This is a genomic window from Pseudocolwellia sp. G5-9 (assembly GCF_055808995.1).
On record NZ_CM147893.1, the window covers coordinates 4,552,268 to 4,570,250 of the forward strand.

Below are 17,983 nucleotides of genomic sequence, written 5' to 3' on the forward strand. Positions count from 1 at the left end.
TTTTAGCTTTTTATTCATTAACTCTTTATGAAAAAACAAATTTATCAGCCGGTATTTGCTATTTGCATGTATATAGCTGTATCTCTATTAACCATCATGATGATTAAACCATTTTCCATGATTGTTTTTTTAGGATCTTCGGCGGGTATTGCAAGTGCGATCATAATCTTATGGGGAGCTCGTCATCTTTTTTCGATCGTTTTAGCGAGTATTATTTTTAATACATTTTTATTTTTTTATTTGTCGGTTGAGTTTGATCTAGCGGTTGTAATGATTTCGTTATTAGCAACTTGTTTACAAGCTCTTTGGGCGAAAAAATTAACTCATCAAATGGTGAGTCAAGGGCAATGGTTAGACAGTCGTATCAAGTTATCAATCTTTATGTTTAAGATTGGACCCATTGTTTCTTTAGTTTCTGCTTTTGCTTCGGTACTCATTGCGGTTTTATCAGTTAAAACATTTGATGTGAATTTGTTTTATATTTTTTGTCGCACTTGGTCGATGAGCATTCTTGTCTCAATCTTTATTATTCCTGTTTTATTATTCCTTAAAAAAGAACATAACTTCAATAAAAGTAAGCAGCTATTTGTTATGACATCTTCTATTTTAGGAGGGCTGTCTATTGCGTTGTTATTTAAAATCTTTCAGGACCAACATCAACATTATCGTAATGATGATTTTTATAAAGCCCATACTCATATAATGATTGAACTTGATCGTAAGTTAATGCTAATTGAAGAACAATTGAATGCCTTAAAAGCTTACTTTGAAGCGAGTCGATCAATTAACTTAGAATCTTTCAATCAATTTTCAGCTCATATTTTAAACGATTTTTCTATTGTTGAATCGTTTGAGTGGGCACCGGTTGTGAAGAATAATCATAGAGATAGTTATGAAAAATATATGTCTAAGGTGTTAGATACTCATTATGTTATTAGTCAACAAACACTTATGGGGAATACCGTTAAACTTACTGATGCACCTATGTATATGCCTGTTCAATATGTATTTCCTCGATATCAAAATGAAGAAATATTAGGTATTGATTTATTTAGTCATATAGATAAAAAAAATGCGATAGAAACGGCAATAAATACAGGAGAGATATCAGCAACATTACCTATTAATATGATTGAAGGTGACTTTTCTAACCCCGCTGTTTTGATTGTTTTACCTGTATATAATAGTAATTTAACCCCTAGTTTTGGAGAGTTCAATCAAAAGGGAAAAAGCTCTACTTCAGGTGTTGTTGTTGCTGTAGTAAGGATTTCATCTTTTTTTAATAATATTAACCGTTTCATCACTGAACATGATGTTAATTTATTAATAAAGGATGCTAATAATCAAGATTATTTTACTATTATAGGGGAAGAGGTTAATACAAATAATAAGCTTGTGAGTGAAGATGATATCCGTGTATTTTCCCGGAAGTGGCATTATCAAATTTCCGAGAAGCATACTTGGGTGCTGCAGGATAAAACATGGCAAACTTGGGCTATGTTATTTGGTGGTACATTTGGAGGTTTGGTTTTTCAATTATTGATTTTAATGATGGCTGCTTACTCTACCGAATTGAGTAACAAGGTGACTCAAAAAACTCGTGAACTTATTTTATCTAAAGAAAAATCTGATAATGAAAATCAAGCAAAAACAGATTTTTTACAATCTTTAAGTATTGAATTACGTGTGCCTTTAAGTGTTATTAAACGTTTAGTGGAAGTATTTCCAAAGAAAAAATTAGGAGATACTGAAAAAGAATATATCGATAATATTTCAAATGCAGCCCTTAATTTAGAACAATTAATTGATACTTTAAATGAACTTTCGAGTATTGAATCAGGTAGATTAACGCTTAATAATCAATCGTTTGATTTTCTTTTGTTTTTAAAAAGAATGGAAGAAATTGTAGAAGCGCAGGCTAAAAATATTAAGTTTTTAATTCAAGAAGATGTACCACACTTTATTGAGTCAGACGAACTACGTTTGCAACAAGTCTTCATTACCTGCGCAGAAAATGCAAAAGAGCTGCTTGATAATAATAATATTTGTATTTCGGTCAAAGTTCATTTTCATCATCAAAATAGTGCAACTATAGTGTTTGTATTACATGCTTTAAGGGCAAATAATTCTCTTCAAGATTCTTCTGTCGTTTTAAATAATAACCCTGATGGTATAAAGTTTAATCTTAGAATGGAAATGGCAAAAGAGCTTTGTAATAAGCTAGGTGGCAATATAAATATTGCTCAACTCCCTTCTGGTGAGTCTATGGTGCATGTGTCTGTTAAGGTTAAAATATCACAAGAGCAAGAGCTTGGGTTAGGGCGCTTTAATATACCTTCTATTAATAACAATGCGATTTTAGATGTTAAGCGTATTCTGTATATAGAAGGTAAAAATAAAACCAATAAAAACTTGTATCGACAACTCGTGTCTTTAAAATATTATGTTGACGTTATTAGTGATATGAAAGACATAGAATCAAAACTTACAAGCAAAAAATATCATTTGATTATTTTTGATTGTTCAGAAAATAATATCGATTTAACTGCAGTACCTAGCCCTTTGAGTGGTGAGTTTTCACATCTTCCAACCATAGCTCTTTTTCATCAGGCATTAGATAATAAGCTGCTATCTTTGGTTAATCATAAATTCACTTCGTATATGGTACTACCCATGACAACTGAGAACTTACGGGGTTTATTATCTAATTATATGAAATAGTGTTATAAAATTTGATTAATTATTTAAATAGCCTAAGTTATTTCCCTATTATAAATTAAGCATCAAGATGTTCTTTTGTCACTGCTAAGTTCTTTTTCACAACCGATAGGATTTCACTTTTAGTTGACGGTTTTATGATGTAGCCTTTTAAACCATAGTGAGCCCACTTTTTAACAAGTTCTTTATTTTTATTACCTGTTAATGCGATGACTGGAGTATCTATTCCCTCTGATAATTGACGGATCTTTTTCGTTGCATTTAAACCATCTAAATTTGGCATAAATAAATCCATAAGAATTAAATCATAACGACCTTTTTTAATTTTATCTAACGCACACAGGCCATCCTCAGCTTCGTCTACGTGGTAATTTTCTTTTGACAGTACATTCGATATCATATCTCGATATAGCTTGTTGTCTTCTACTACTAAAATGGAGTGAGTTAATACGTTTTTGATTGTGGTTTTTTCTACGTTAATTGACTCATCTTCATTTAATTCATCGTTGCTTTGTTCAGTGTTATCTCTTTTTTTAATTGAGGCGACGTGAGTGATTAAGCCTTTTCTTTTTTGCTTTTTAACTGGCAGACTTTCTTTTAGTGATTCTTGCTGTGAAATAAGTTGTGCGATTATACTATCGAGACTTTTACGGATATCTTCTTCAAGTAGATGTAATAGGGGGTGTACATGTTCTTGGGTAATATTATCTAACATATCCTGATGACTGTTATTTTCTTGAGCGTTTTTTGTTAAATCAGACTTGGAAATTTTAGATATATCTTCACTACTTTGTGATATTTTTTTTAACAAATGTTGTTTACATCGGCTACCTTCATCGATTAAAGCAGAAAGTTCATCATCTATTTGTTCGCATAACTCCTCACTTTCTGTTTCAATTTGACTGTCGGTTTGAGTTTCTATCAAGCCGCTTTGTACTACCATGAGTAATCTTAATCTTTCATATAGCGGTTGATATACAAAGTAATTGTCAAAAAGATTTTTCATGCAACACCTAAAGGCTAAAGAAGACTCTTTGTTGTTACATAGTACGATGCTGTAATGTATATGATTAAGTTGCGATTCTTCCACTAGATATTTGTAATATTCAACTGATTTCTCTACGTTTGATAGAGCAAATAAAATTACAGAAGGTGCTACTTGATTTAAGTATTCAGCAGTATCGTCATCTAAATTTACTGTTCTATATTCATCAATGTGTGTTGCTAAAATATTAGCAGCACCTGATGTATCTTCATCACTATCAATAATCATCACTACTTTGGGGTGACGACTCCCAACAGGTAAGGGCTTAGACTTCATTTTTTATTACTCCGTAGACTTGCTTAATTGAGTTATTAATTAAAATAATGAGTTCCTTGCATTTGTTTTTATCGTTAAGCACAGATATATCTTCTAACTTTTGTAAATAATCAGCTGTTTGTTCAGCCCCTATTGCTTTGGCTGATGTTTTTAAAAAATGCGCCTCTTCTTTCATTAACTTAAAATCAGTTTCACTATAAGCATTACTAAGTTTAGCTATAGATTGCTTAGCTTGCTGTAAAAATTCTATTTGGAATCTTTTTATTAATTCGGCGTCATCACCAACAAGCTCAAACATGGTGTTTTTATTAACTATTTTTAATTGACTATTCATGTAAGTACCACTTTTTTAACATTGTTCTTAAATCAGATAATTGAATAGGTTTACTTAAAAAATCGTTCATTCCTGAAGCGATACAATATTCAGCATCACCACTCATTGCTGCTCCTGTTACGGCAATAATTGGCGTTGCTTTTTTTTGTTTAGTTTTTTCAATCGCTCTAATTTGTTTTGTCATTTCATAACCGTCTATATTGGGCATATGACAATCGGTTAAAATCAGTTGATAGGTGCCTTCTTCCCACATTAGTTTCCCTTGTAGTCCGTCGTCGGCAAGCTCACAGTGATACCCTAATCGTTCTAGTTGCTTTACGATAAGTTTTTGATTTAAAGGGTTGTCTTCAACAACCAATATATCGGCATGAATTGTTTTTTTATCATCTTTTTCAGTTGCTACATCAAAATCGAAATCGAGTTCATCTAATTCCATAGCGTCATTATCTGCTTCAAGTTCTAAAGAGCTTAAATCTAACTCGTCAAGGTTTAGTTCAAAACGGCTTTGCCATGTATGTTGTATGCATTGCACTAATTGAATTCTCGTCATAGGTTCAGAGCAAATAACCCTGATGTTTTTAAAGGTTTTTCGTGTTTCATCTATTGCTTTTCTATTTACAGCAATGGTAATGCGACTTTTGTTATTAATACTTTCTAGTAAATTTAAAACAGTATTAATATTGTTTTCATCTTCATTTAATAAAATAAATAACACATCGTAATCATCGTTTCTTTTGACGTAGTCATTTAATGTGTATGCATTAACATCAGCGCCTTCGTATTCTAAATATTGACTAAACATCTCCGCCTTATTTTTAGATTTTTCGTTGCAATCGATGATTGAAATTTTAATGTTAGATAGAGATTCAATATCCATTGCTCGTGTTTCTTGAGACTTCAAGAAGGGGATTTCTGCATCAAAACAAGAACCTTTACCTTTTTCACTGGTTAAAGTTATTCTTCCGCCCATTATCTCGGTAAGCTTGCCACAAATGGCAAGCCCTAATCCGGTGCCACCATATTTTCGTGTCGTGGAACGTTCAGCTTGCGTAAAGGGGTTAAAAAGCTTTTCTTGGGTTTTTTTGTCTATACCAATACCATTGTCGATAATTTTTAAGCTGATGATGCTAGTACTTTTATTTTTTTGGGTTACCGTTGTTTTAAGGCTAACTTTTCCAGGTTTTTTGATAGATGAACTGGTGAATTTTAGGGCGTTACCTAAAAGGTTAAAAAGAATTTGTCGTACTCTCATTGGGTCGCCCTTAATAAACATGGGCGTATTTGGATCTTCATAAACCTGCAAAGATATGTCTCTTTTAATTGCAACAGGTATAAACACTTTAATCACATTATCAATAATTTCTGATATTGAAAAAATACGTTCTTCTAACTCAAGTTTACCCGCCTCAATTTTGTTAATGTCTAATATATCATTCAGAATAAACACAAGGTTTTCTGCAGAGGTTTTTGCTGTATCTATTAAGTCTTTTGACTCTAATGTTTGTTTAGTTCCTGTGAGCAAGTCTAAAGAACCAATAACACCATTCATGGGGGTTCTTAGCTCGTGGCTCATCATCGAAAGGAAATCTGATTTTATTTGACTTGCGTTTTCGGCATCTTCTTTGGCTTTTATTAACTCAGCTGTACGCTCTGAAACGCGGTCTTCAAGTTGAGCATTTAATTTTTTAAGTTGTTGTTCTGCTTCTTGAATTTCAGTTTCGTCGATACAAATTCCATCTAATCGATAAATTTGGCCTAAACTATTACTAACAGCGCGACCAATACTTTGGAAATATTTTATAGATTTGTCTTTGAGAATAATACGGTACTTAAATGATAAATCTTCACCTGTACTAAAAGAGTAGCGTGTTATATTTTTCATCGCGTCTCTATCATCAGGATGTATTATTGATACCCATTTATTTAATTTTCCAATATCTTCAGGGTTTAAACCAAGCATTTCATTGGCAAAGTGATCCCATTCATAATGCCAGTTATCATCAATAAGTTTAATGCACCAAGTACCTATTTTTCCTGCTTTCATGGTAATGTTTTTACTTTCTATGGCATCATTTAATTCATTAAATATTTCTTTGTTAAGTGTGCAATCAGTAAGAGTTCCAATTATTGTTTTAGGTTGACCGTTTTCATAAAATAATTCTCCTTTTATGCTAAACCAATAGTTTTTCTGATTTATTGTCATTCTAAATTCGAAATTTAACGGGGATTTTGACTGAATATGAGACTTTAGAAATATCTCGAATAAGATTAAGTCTTCATGGTATATGTCTTTTTTAAACATATCCCATGTGTATATATCATTGGATCCTATTTGAAGTAACGCTTTAAATTTAGCTGAAAATAGAGCGGATTGTTGAGCAATGTCTAATTCCCAAATACCTACGTTACTACTTTCAATTGAATTAATTAACCTTGATAAATAAATGCTTTCTTGTTGATATTTATATTGCCAATTCTCTTCTAACGACAATATGATCAAACGATAATTATGATTATTTATAGGACTTATATTAGCTTTGTATATAGTTGAATTATTACCTGCTTTATATGATAAGTAGGCGTGGCTTTGTACTTCTAATTTATCAATAAATTCCTGATTAGATAAGTTAGCGTCGTAAGGGGAAAAAAACTCAAAGAAGGAATCGTTTTCTGAAAATTCAGATGTAATATTTAATAGGTTTGATGCTAATTCATTAGAAGCAATTATCCCATAGCTGTTAGTAACCGCTATGGATGGAAAAGGGATGTTTTTTAATTGTTCACATGCTTCACATTTCATTACCATATCCTAATTAAATGATTTTTTAATTAAAATTTATTAAAAGGGGATAATAAAAATATAGCAGTTAAATTGGATATATCTATTAATGTGAAAAATAAACTTATACCAAACGCATTGATGAATTGACCTATTTTATACGAAGAATAAATGGTCAAAGGGTTATTACGAGTGGTGTTAAACTTATTAAATTAATAAGGCAATCTTTGAGGTTTAGTACATAACTGTTAGGCTGAGAATAGTACTCAAATATAACCTAAGTAGAGGAGATATTAAGTTTTTTATTAATGCTATAGGCTTTAGTGGGTAATAAAAAGCATTAGGGTGAAAAACAATATAATAATCGTGTTAAAAGCAATGATGTAAGCAAAACCTTTCCATGCTTGTTTTATCGTGTAACCTTTAGAATTTATATACCACCACCAGAATAAACACATTAATACGGGGAGTAAAAAGAATAGCTTTATCATAGTTAGATTTCATTATTAAGTGTAATTTCAATATCATAGCTCAACTAATGTTTATCCGCACTTGAATTCCTTTAAAAGTTTACTCATACAGGTTAACTATTCAAAGGAATACGAAATAAAGCGTTAATTAGCTACATGTTAATAGGGCTCTAGTTAACCTGAGTTTGCCTTAATAAATGTTTTTCTAGCAGCTGTTTTTAATCACTTCGGCGTTAAATTCACTTGCAATAGGTCAGCTATTGACGCGTAAATTTGCCTTGAATTAAGTAAAAACATCAAGCTAGACGCGATAAGTTTTTTTGTTTTTATTTTTCAATAAGTTAAATCCTTATTGAACCGAACTCAGGTTAGTTAGATGAATTGTTATTAATCAATGCCGTGAGTGGTTTTCTAATGAAATATAAAAACAATAAACTAGGAATAACCATAACGGCTGTAAGCACAAAAAACAGCGCCCAATTACCATCAAGCCAATCAACAACTATTCCTGAGTAAGAACCAAGCATCACTCGTCCGAATGTACCTAACGATACCATTAATGCATATTGGCTGGCGGTAAATGTTTTATTACACAGTACCGAAATAAGTGCTACAAAGGCTACAGAGCCCCAAGCTGAAGTAAAGCCGTCTACAAAAACCGTTGCTGCAAATAATAGTTTATTTGGCCCTACCAATGCCATTACCGCAAATAACAGGTTGCTTGCCCCCATAGCGATACCACCAATAAATAAACCTTTTAATATGCCGTATCGAATAGTAAATACACTACCAATTAAAGAAAAAACGATGGTAGTTGCCCAGTTGATCATTTTTGAATAATAAGCAATATCGCTATTAGAAAATCCCACTTCACGATAAAACACAATAGACATTCGTCCTAAATAGGCTTCACCTAACTTAAATAAGAAAATAAACAGTAAAATAGAAAGCGCTAAGCGAGTCCCATTTCTGTCGAAAAATTCTTGAATTGGGGCTACTAATGTTGTTAACAGCCACGCTGTAATTCTATGAATATGATTTGGTGTATGGGAATGATGTAATGGAGTATTTTGTCTAATGGTTAAGTTTAACTTACCTAATTGTTGAATGAATATAAATAACAATAATACGATAAATAGGGTGATAAAGGTAAAGCGATAATCTGAAGAAATAACATTTTCAGGCCAAGCTGGGTAGCCTATATTGGCATAAATAATTGACGCAAAAATAGTAGGGAGTATAAGTAAAATAAATAAAGGTTTATGGCCTTGTCGGGGAAGCACATTTAAATAGTTTGCTTGAATAGAATCTAATTCTACTTCTCTATTGGTCTCTGGTTCTTTTACTATGAAGGCGGTTAACATAAGTATCGCCATAATAATGGATAAAACAAAGAACGCTTCAGGCCATGTCCAGTTTGGTTGATCTACTAATAAAAAAGGAATACTCCCTAAACCAGCAAAACCTGTCCACCACCCAGCGGTAGCCATTGCTGAACCTGCCGACATGTAGTTATTATCGTCACCCGAAAGTATATCTATTCGGTAGGCATCTATTGCAATGTCTTGACTAGAACCAAAAAAAGCAATGGTTAGTCCTAAAAGGGCAACTAAACTTAATTGACTTGATACATTCACTTGGCTTAACTGGTAAGTTGCGAGCACAATAAAAACTTGTGTAAACATAATCCAACTTCGACGTTGGCCAAACTTTGCCGTTATAAAGGGAATTTTGAGTCGATCAACAAAAGGGGACCATAAAAAATTGATGCTGTAAGTGACAAATATTAAACCAAATAATCCAATACTTGATCGACTTAATCCTTCATCTTTTAACCAGCCACTCATAGCTGAACCTGTCATAACCCAAGGAAAGCCGCTAGCAATACCAAAGCAAAAAATACTAAGTAATCTTTTATCTTTAAAGTAACGAATAGTGTCGAAAAGGGAGTTGGAACTTGGCATTCAGAATATTCAAATAATGTTAGGTGGGTAAAGCCTATCAGACTGTTTGTAATGAAAGAAGTTAATTATATGGATTGTTACAATGTTGTGGTATTTATAAGTTAAATTTAGGTCTTTTAGATTATAAAGATTATGCGATAGGTCTCCAGCCTATGCAATCTAAAGGATAGCTACCTGTACCTGCAAAAAAGTCTACACAGGTTGTTATTTCACTTTTAAAATATAAATTATCATTTAACGAATGAGCGCCATGAAGGCTTACTTCGTGAATCAGGTGCCAAAAAACTCTTTCTCTTGCATTAGCTGGAGTTTCGTCTTGTATTTTAAGTAAAGTCCATTCATCCATAGTATTTAATATGAATTGATCTAATTCAGAATGATGTAACGAATGACTTATTACGGCTTGAATGTAATAAATGGTTTGTTTAATTTTTTCATTGATAAACTGCTCGATTATCATATATTTTACTCTTTGAGTATGACGTCTTCTTTAATTCAATTTATATGAATTAAAATCTCCATGAAGTTCAGTATTTCCTATAGTTAAGTGGTATACGTTATATATGTATCGTTGAAAATAAAGTAAAAGTCAAAGAAGTTTATCTTGAAAATCGATTCTTATTTGTTGAATAATGTTCGATTTGTTCTTTTTCTTGTTGCTTTTAGTGTTGTTTTTTTTCGTTTTTTGTTCTTTTTTGTTACTGTTTATTTGTTGTATTAATTTTTTGAGAACCATCTTATTGTTATTATTTTATTCTGTGGGTAGCAATGTAGCTTTGATTATTATAACTGGTTCAACCGGAACATCTTGCCAACCCATTCCATCATGATAGTCGGTTTTAACTTTTGCTATAGCCTCTAGTACTTCTTGACCTTCAGTTATACTACCAAAAACAGCGTATCCCCAGCTTCTTCCTGGATCCAAATTGGTGTTATCAGCCACATTGAAAAAGAACTGCCTATTAGCCGTATGCGGTTTTGATTCTTTTGCCATAGCAATAGTGCCTATTTCATTTTTTAAGCCATTGCCAGATTCATTAACAATATCTTCATTTACTTTTTTAATAGTAAAATCTTTATCATAACCACCACCTTGCACGATAAAGTCTTTAATTACACGATGAAAAATAGTGTCGTTGTATTCACCTGTAATTACATAATTAAGAAAGTTGTCTACCGTAATAGGTGCTCTTACTTTATCTAATTCAACAATAATTGTACCCATTGATGTTTCAATTTTTACTTTTGGGTATAAGTTATCAGGGTCTATCTTTATGTCGTTAGCTTTAATAGCGGAGGAAGATAAAAGACAAAAAGCAAAAATGAGTTTGATGAAAGTTTTGAGCATAATAAATGAACGCCTAGGCTACGAAAAGAAGATAATTAAAAGGTATCAGAGTTGTTTGATTGTTGCTTAATCGCATTTTGTATTTCATTACTATTAGCAATTCTTACAAGTAATGAAGCAAGTTGGTGATTGAAATCTCGCTCTAGCACAGCAATATCAGCTACTAACGGCCCAGCACTGCTGCCAGCAGTATTAAAGCTTTTTGTGGTGACTTGGTTGGAATTTGATACAGAAACGGTTAAGGCTATTGTATTTTTAGCTGTATAGTTAACTAAGCTTTGCTGAACCGTTATTAAAGCCGTATCAATAGTAATGTCAACGGTTATGTTGGCATATTGATCAAGTGTAATACCTTGTTTACGTAACACTGGATTTATCGCTTTATTGATTATATTAGTTAAACTATCTTGGCTTGAAAGTAGTTTAGCTGGCTCACCATCTTCTAAAATTTGAACAACTTGGTTACCTGTACGTTGGTCGATAATATTGAGTTGAATGCTTTTATCAAAATACACACCTTTTGAATAACCGATCAGCTCAGGCGACACCACAATATGCCGAGGTAAAGTTGTACACGCCGTTATTATGTTTAATAAAGTTATGGTTAACAGTAATTTTAATTTCATCGTTTAATTGCCGCTGTAGTTACAAACTTATCATTACTAGCAACGAGTTTTTCATTACCAAAAATTCGCTGTAACTTGATATGATAAGCTAATTGGCGGTTACCTATAATACGTAACTCGCCTCCCTTTTTTAATACTCTATGGCTATCTTTAAACATTTGCCAAGCAATATGATCTGTTGTTGCTGTTTGTTGATGAAAAGGTGGATTACACAAAATTAAATCTACGCTTCCACCTTCAACGCTACTTAAACAATCATTAATATTGAATGTACATTTTTCTGCTAAATCTGGGAAGTTTGTTTTAATATTTTCTTCCGCTGATTTTATCGCCATAAATGATTCATCATAAAAATGAATTTCAGCGTCGGGTTGTTGATCTAAAACTGACAATCCGACAACACCATTACCACAGCCTAAGTCTATAACTGTTGCTCCAGCTGACACATTCGGCAGGTTATTAATAAAATATCGAGCGCCAATATCAAGTTTTTCTCTTGAGTAAACATTAGAACGATTGGAAATAGAAAATACTTTATCTTTGTTTTGTATTGACGGCATTTCCCAACAAGTTGGAAATGGCGATTCTATGTTTGGTTTATTTTCTATATGAGTAAAAACAAGGCGAGCTTTCTTTACGGCTAATGACGTTGTTGTAGCACCTAAATGCTTTTCAAATAATTTTAAGGTTGAGCTATGAATTTCTTTTGCTCTATCAGCTGCAATAAATACAGTATTTTCGCTGTACTTCTCATTAATTTGCATCAGTTGATCAATTAATAATGATTTACTTTTTGGGATCTTATATAAAATTAAATCAATATTATCTGGTAGTTCATCAGTACTTGTTAAATAGCTAATACTTTCAGCATTTATGTAGTTTTGTTCTACATTCAGTTTTATCCCTTGCTGACTTATATATGAATCATTAACACAAAATACATGATGCTGAGATAAGTTACAGGTGAGTGCGCCAAAAGCATCGTTAAACACGAGTATGTTTTGTTGCTTATCCGTTAGGTGATTTTCATTTAAGTAATTAATTAAATATTCATCAGCGGCATCCCAGGCTTGTAAACTACGGTTAACTTGTCCTACAGGGAAACGATCTAGAAAAAGGTTTTTATCATTAAAAATAAAAGGGCTGATCATATTAAAATTTACAACGAAAAAGTGAATGTTGGAGAAGTCTATTGTGTCAAAAATTAACGAGTGCGGCTAGTCGCTTTAAAGATAAATAATTAAAACTATTTATCTAAGTTAAACACATATTTAGCGAAAAGAGCTCTATATTCTGCTTATATTTGATGGATTATTTTACTTTATAGGCTACGCTTATTAGTAATGTTAATAAAAATAACATGAGGGAATATATGGCTATTGAATTGTTAATAGAAGAGAAACTTATCAACGCATTTTCTCCGTTGCATATTGATATTACTAAGGAAAAGTTACTATTTGATTTTCCTGATCCTGAACAATTTCATTTTAATGTCGTTATGATATCCACAATATTTGAGGGGGTGAGAATTAAACAACGGCATAAAGCCATCAACAGTATTTTAGCCAAAGAATTAATCGAAAGTATTTCGGTACTCACTCTTCATACTTATACCGAGAAAGAATGGTTATATCGGTTTTCATCCTTACCTTTATTTATGAGTAACTCAAACCTGACTAGAAAAATAGCGTAAAGGGATTAACATAGACGTGTGTCTTATACGAGGGGAGAAGCTGTAGATTAAAAATACATAAACATAATTATTTTAAAATAATTATGTTTCCACTTTTGAAATTCTGTTATTTTTGTCCGTATAATAATTACAATGTATGGATTTTCACTCAATGGGAAATAATCTCATTCAATCTTTTATTCATTTTATTGATAAATTTACACATTTAACCGGCAAGCTTGTTTCTTGGTTTTCTCTTTTTATGGTACTCATCACTTTTATTATTGTTGTACTTAGGTATGGTTTTAATATGGGATGGATTGCCATGCAAGAATCTGTTTTATATATGCATGGATTAGTTTTTCTTTTAGGTTCTGCTTATACTTTGAAAGAAAATGGCCATGTACGTATCGATGTTTTTTATCAAAAATACTCAGTAAAAACTAAAGCGTTAGTGGATTTATTTGGTACTGTTTTTTTACTTATTCCTGTTTGTACTTTTATTTTTTACATTAGCTGGGACTATGTTTTAGTTTCTTGGCGCATTATGGAAACATCATCTCAACCCGGTGGCTTACCCTTTGTTTATATAAGTAAAACCTTTCTATTACTTTTTTCAATAACACTTATTCTTCAAGGTATTTCAGAAATACTCAGAAATGTACTGATATACAAGAACGAGAAAACCGATACCGTAAATAATATCGAGGGTGTAAGTTAATGGAATACCTTGCTTTGTGGATGTTTTTATTCGTTTGTATTGTTTTAGTTATTGGTTATCCCGTTGCATTATCTTTAGCTGGCTCGGCGTTGCTTTTTGCTGGAGTCGGAGTGTTTTTTGACATTTTTGATGCCAGTATATTATCAGCGTTACCTAGTCGATTATTCGGTATTGTAAATAACCAAACCTTACTTGCAGTGCCTTTGTTTGTTTTTATGGGGGCGATGTTAGAGCGTTCTAAAATTGCAGAGAACTTACTTAATGCAATGACATTGTTGTTTGGTAAATTAAACGGTGGTCTGGGGATTTCAGTAATCATAGTTGGAATGATATTAGCCGCAAGCACAGGAATTGTTGGGGCTACCGTAGTAACTATGGGAATGTTGTCGTTACCTACTATGCTCAAGCGCGGTTACTGCCCTAAATACTCTTCAGGTATTATTTGTGCTACGGGTACATTAGGTCAAATTATTCCTCCGTCAATCGCTTTAGTTTTATTAGGTGATGTACTTTCAAGCGCTTATCAAAAAGCACAGTTAAATATGGGGATCTTTAGCCCTAAAACAGTTTCTGTGGGCGATTTATTCGCTGGTGCCGTTATTCCTGGCTTCATACTTGTTGGACTCTATATTCTTTATACAATTACATTAGCTATCTTAAAGCCTTCATCTGTTCCACCCCTTGATGATGAAGAAGTGAATAAGTTGATGAATGGTGAATCAAAGCTGAGTATCTTTTTATCTGCGCTTATTCCTCCTCTATTATTAATGTGCTGTGTTTTAGGGTCTATTTTATTAGGTTATGCAACGCCTACTGAAGCGGCTGCAGTTGGTGCTGTTGGCTCATTAATATTAGCTGCTTGGCAAAAACAGTTAACCTTACCTAACCTGCAATCGGTTATGCAAAGTACGGTAAAAATATCATCTATGGTGTTTCTTATTTTGATTGGAGCGAGCTTATTCTCTTTAGTTTTTAGAGGCTTTGGGGGTGAAGAACTTATTCATAGTGTATTTGAAGGAATTCCAGGAGGTGTTATTGGTGCAACAATTGTTGTAATGCTTATTATTTTCTTTTTAGGTTTTATATTAGATTTTATTGAGATCACTTTTGTTGTTGTGCCTATAGTTGCTCCTATATTATTAGCTATGGGGCTTGATCCTATATGGTTAGGTATAATGATCGCAATTAACTTACAAACATCCTTTTTAACACCACCATTTGGTTTTGCTTTGTTTTATTTAAGGGGCGTTGCAGATAAAAATCTTAAAACAATCGAAATCTATAAAGGAGTTATTCCTTTTATTTTAATACAACTATTCTTGTTAGGTGTCTTGGCTATTTGGCCTGAGCTCATAACCTGGTTACCTCAAAAAATATATGGATAGAAAATATGAATATACTAAGAAGTAAAATGTTTTCCTTATGCTCGGTACTCTTAATAAGTGCTGTTGTAATTACAGGATGTGGTAGCGACAAACAATCAACTTCTCAAGCTGGAGCAGCCGAAGTTAAAACTTATAAATGGAAAATGGTGACCTCTTGGCCGAAAAATTTTCCTGGTTTAGGAACCGCTCCTGAAACGTTTTCCAAGTACGTCGAAAAAATGAGTGCTGGACGTTTAACCGTTAAAGTATTTGGAGCAGGGGAGTTGGTACCGGGATTAGAAGTATTTGATACTGTTTCTCAAGGTACCGTTGAAATGGGGCATAGTGGTGCTTATTACTGGAAAGGTAAAATACCAGCAGCACAAATGTTTAGTACTATTCCTTTTGGTATGACAGCAACAGAAATGAATGCTTGGTTACACTTTGGTGGTGGTTTAGAGCTTTGGGAAGAGTTGTATAAACCTTTTGGTCTTATCCCTATGGCTGGCGGAAATTCAGGTGGGCAATTTGCAGGTTGGTTTAAAAAAGAAATCAATTCGGTTGATGATCTTAAAGGCTTAAAAATGAGAATGCCTGGTTTAGGTGGCGAAGTACTTAAACGTGCGGGTGGTATTCCTATTAATTTAGCCGGTGGAGAAATTTTTTCATCATTGCAAAGTGGAGCTTTAGACGCATCTGAGTGGGTAGGACCATATAACGACTTAGCGTTCGGATTTTATCAAGTTGCAGATTATTACTATTCATCTATATGGCATGAAACAGGCACAACACTTGAATTTATGATCAACGAAAAAGCTTTTAATGAGCTGCCAAGTGATTTACAAGAAATAGTAAGAATAGCGGCCAAAGCGGTTAATCAAGACATGCTTGATGAATATACTGCTCGAAACAGTAATGCGTTAAAAGTGTTAGTTGATGAGCACAATGTAAAATTAAAACAATTTCCTGATGACGTATTATTAGCATTAAAAAAGCACACAAAAGACGTTTTAGCTGATGAGGCTAAAAAAGATAAAGACTTTGCTAGAGTATTAGAGTCTTACCAAGACTTTCTTTCAAAAGCTCGTGACTACAACGATTTAACGCTAAAAGAATATTTACAGCATAGATAAATTTTGTCTGCAAAGTGTGATTGTTTTAGTTACACTTTGCATAATTCAACTGCTCGTACCTCTTATTTTTTTCAGCAGAGTAAACTATGCCCATTAAAATGAAGAGCAGTAATACTAAACGGATGAATTCACGCTAAATGATTACTCATATATCTGATTAGTATTATCGAGCTCAACAATCGACAACATATATAAATATAAGGTTTTTTTATGGTTATTAAGCCAAAAATTCGTGGTTTTATCTGTACCAATGCACACCCTGTAGGTTGTGATACTCATGTAAATGAACAAATTGCTTATGTTAAGCAACATGAACAAGCTAACACTAAACCAAAAAATGTACTGGTTATAGGTGCATCTACTGGATACGGTTTAGCTTCTAGAATTACAGCGGCTTTTGGTAATAATGCGAAAACATTAGGTATTTTCTTCGAAAAACCACCAACTGAAAAGAAAACAGCTTCAGCAGGTTGGTATAACACAGCTGCTTTTCAAAAAGCTGCAGATGAAGCAGGCCTTTGGTCTAAAAACATTAATGGTGATGCTTTTTCTCATGAAATAAAAGCTAAAGCGATTAACACCATTAAAGAAGAGTTAGGCCAAATAGATCTCATTGTTTATAGTTTAGCATCTCCACGTAGAACCGATCCTGATACAGGTGAAGTATACTCTTCAACGCTTAAGCCTATTGGTCAAAGTGTTACCACTAAAAATTTAAATACTTCAAAACGTGTTATTGATTCTGTTTCTGTAGAAGCCGCTTCTGAAGAAGAAATTCAAGGCACTATCGACGTAATGGGTGGAGCCGATTGGGAGCTTTGGATCAAAGCACTTAATGAAGCAGGCGTATTATCAGAAGGCTTTAAAACAGTTGCATACACATACATAGGTAAAGAATTAACTTGGCCTATTTACGGTAAAGCAACTATTGGTAAAGCCAAAGAAGACTTAGATCGTGCAGCATCAGCAATTAAAGCCTCAACACAAGCTATTAAAGGCGAAGCTTACGTTACTTCACTTAATGCGGTAGTTACTCAAGCAAGCTCAGCAATTCCTATTATGCCATTGTATATTTCTGCTATGTTTAAAGTAATGAAAGCTGATGGTACATATGAAGGTTGTATAGAACAGATTCAAAATTTATTTGTTGAAAATATTTATGGTGAAACGCCTCGTTTAGACGAAGAAGGGCGCTTACGTCAAAACTACAAAGAATTAGAAGACAGTGTTCAACAACGTGTAACCGATATTTGGAATACTGTTGATACCGACACTATTGATGAGTTAACTGACTATGAAGGTTACCATCAAGAATTTTTAAAACTGTTTGGATTTGGTGTTGATAGTGTTGATTATGACGCTGATGTAAACCCTGTTGTACAAATTAATCACTTAGATTAATTTTCAACCAAGGTTGCACCAATTTGAAAAGCCGATAATTAAAATATCGGTTTTTTTTGCACTAAAATATAACTTTTTGCGTGAATTTTGAGCTAATAATTATTTATTAGCCTAAATTATAATGAAAAGTTG

Annotated in this window: 14 protein-coding genes; 6 read left to right on the forward strand and 8 right to left on the reverse strand. The window is 33.0% G+C overall.

The genetic code is table 11. The annotated features are described in order from the left end of the window. The first annotated feature begins 27 nt into the window (after positions 1–27). Entirely contained in the window at positions 28–2,721 is a 2,694-nt protein-coding gene (locus AC0L5Q_RS19840) for a sensor histidine kinase (RefSeq protein WP_473613271.1), read from the forward strand. A gap of 55 nt (positions 2,722–2,776) precedes the next feature. Here the strand turns inward: AC0L5Q_RS19840 and AC0L5Q_RS19845 are convergent, their stop codons facing one another. From AC0L5Q_RS19845 to AC0L5Q_RS19880, 8 genes are all read right to left on the reverse strand, one after another. Next, on the reverse strand, positions 2,777–4,039 hold the full coding sequence (locus tag AC0L5Q_RS19845; protein WP_473613272.1) for a response regulator: 1,263 nt from the start codon (positions 4,037–4,039) through the stop codon (positions 2,777–2,779). Next, entirely contained in the window at positions 4,029–4,373 is a 345-nt protein-coding gene (locus AC0L5Q_RS19850) for an Hpt domain-containing protein (RefSeq protein WP_473613273.1), read from the reverse strand. The genes AC0L5Q_RS19845 and AC0L5Q_RS19850 overlap by 11 nt, the downstream gene beginning before the upstream one ends. After that, positions 4,366–7,173 carry an ATP-binding protein gene (locus tag AC0L5Q_RS19855; RefSeq protein WP_473613274.1) on the reverse strand — a complete coding sequence of 936 codons (2,808 nt, stop codon included), beginning with the start codon at positions 7,171–7,173 and terminating at the stop codon, positions 4,366–4,368. The genes AC0L5Q_RS19850 and AC0L5Q_RS19855 overlap by 8 nt, the downstream gene beginning before the upstream one ends. A gap of 817 nt (positions 7,174–7,990) precedes the next feature. Beyond that, complete coding sequence (locus tag AC0L5Q_RS19860; RefSeq protein WP_473613275.1) at positions 7,991–9,586, reverse strand: AmpG family muropeptide MFS transporter; 1,596 nt, start codon at positions 9,584–9,586, stop codon at positions 7,991–7,993. 130 nt (positions 9,587–9,716) lie between these two features. Continuing rightward, entirely contained in the window at positions 9,717–10,046 is a 330-nt protein-coding gene (locus AC0L5Q_RS19865; RefSeq protein WP_473613276.1) for a hypothetical protein, read from the reverse strand. Positions 10,047–10,337: 291 nt separating this feature from the next. Beyond that, positions 10,338–10,934 carry a peptidylprolyl isomerase gene (locus AC0L5Q_RS19870; RefSeq protein ID WP_473613277.1) on the reverse strand — a complete coding sequence of 199 codons (597 nt, stop codon included), beginning with the start codon at positions 10,932–10,934 and terminating at the stop codon, positions 10,338–10,340. Positions 10,935–10,969: 35 nt separating this feature from the next. Then, on the reverse strand, positions 10,970–11,560 hold the full coding sequence (locus AC0L5Q_RS19875) for a YajG family lipoprotein (protein WP_473613278.1): 591 nt from the start codon (positions 11,558–11,560) through the stop codon (positions 10,970–10,972). Continuing rightward, entirely contained in the window at positions 11,557–12,711 is a 1,155-nt protein-coding gene (locus AC0L5Q_RS19880; RefSeq protein ID WP_473613279.1) for a methyltransferase, read from the reverse strand. The genes AC0L5Q_RS19875 and AC0L5Q_RS19880 overlap by 4 nt, the downstream gene beginning before the upstream one ends. A gap of 221 nt (positions 12,712–12,932) precedes the next feature. On the opposite strand from AC0L5Q_RS19880, the gene AC0L5Q_RS19885 reads away from it, so the two are divergent. The 5 genes from AC0L5Q_RS19885 to fabV all read left to right on the forward strand — a co-directional run bounded on the left by AC0L5Q_RS19885 (position 12,933) and on the right by fabV (position 17,851). Next, a complete protein-coding gene (locus AC0L5Q_RS19885) occupies positions 12,933–13,253 on the forward strand; it encodes a BolA/IbaG family iron-sulfur metabolism protein (protein WP_473613280.1) in 321 nt (106 codons plus the stop codon). A 151-nt stretch (positions 13,254–13,404) separates the two neighbouring features. After that, positions 13,405–13,953, forward strand: coding sequence for a TRAP transporter small permease subunit (locus tag AC0L5Q_RS19890; RefSeq protein ID WP_473613281.1), 549 nt, complete (start codon positions 13,405–13,407; stop codon positions 13,951–13,953). Next, the gene (locus AC0L5Q_RS19895; RefSeq protein ID WP_473613282.1) at positions 13,953–15,338 is read left to right on the forward strand and encodes a TRAP transporter large permease; all 1,386 of its coding nucleotides are present in this window, start codon (positions 13,953–13,955) and stop codon (positions 15,336–15,338) included. Before AC0L5Q_RS19890 ends, AC0L5Q_RS19895 begins: the two co-directional genes overlap by 1 nt. Positions 15,339–15,343: 5 nt before the next feature. After that, positions 15,344–16,450 carry a TRAP transporter substrate-binding protein gene (locus AC0L5Q_RS19900; RefSeq protein WP_473613283.1) on the forward strand — a complete coding sequence of 369 codons (1,107 nt, stop codon included), beginning with the start codon at positions 15,344–15,346 and terminating at the stop codon, positions 16,448–16,450. Between the two features lie 210 nt (positions 16,451–16,660). Beyond that, on the forward strand, positions 16,661–17,851 hold the full coding sequence (gene fabV / locus AC0L5Q_RS19905; protein ID WP_077338006.1) for an enoyl-ACP reductase FabV: 1,191 nt from the start codon (positions 16,661–16,663) through the stop codon (positions 17,849–17,851). Positions 17,852–17,983 lie beyond the last annotated feature (132 nt).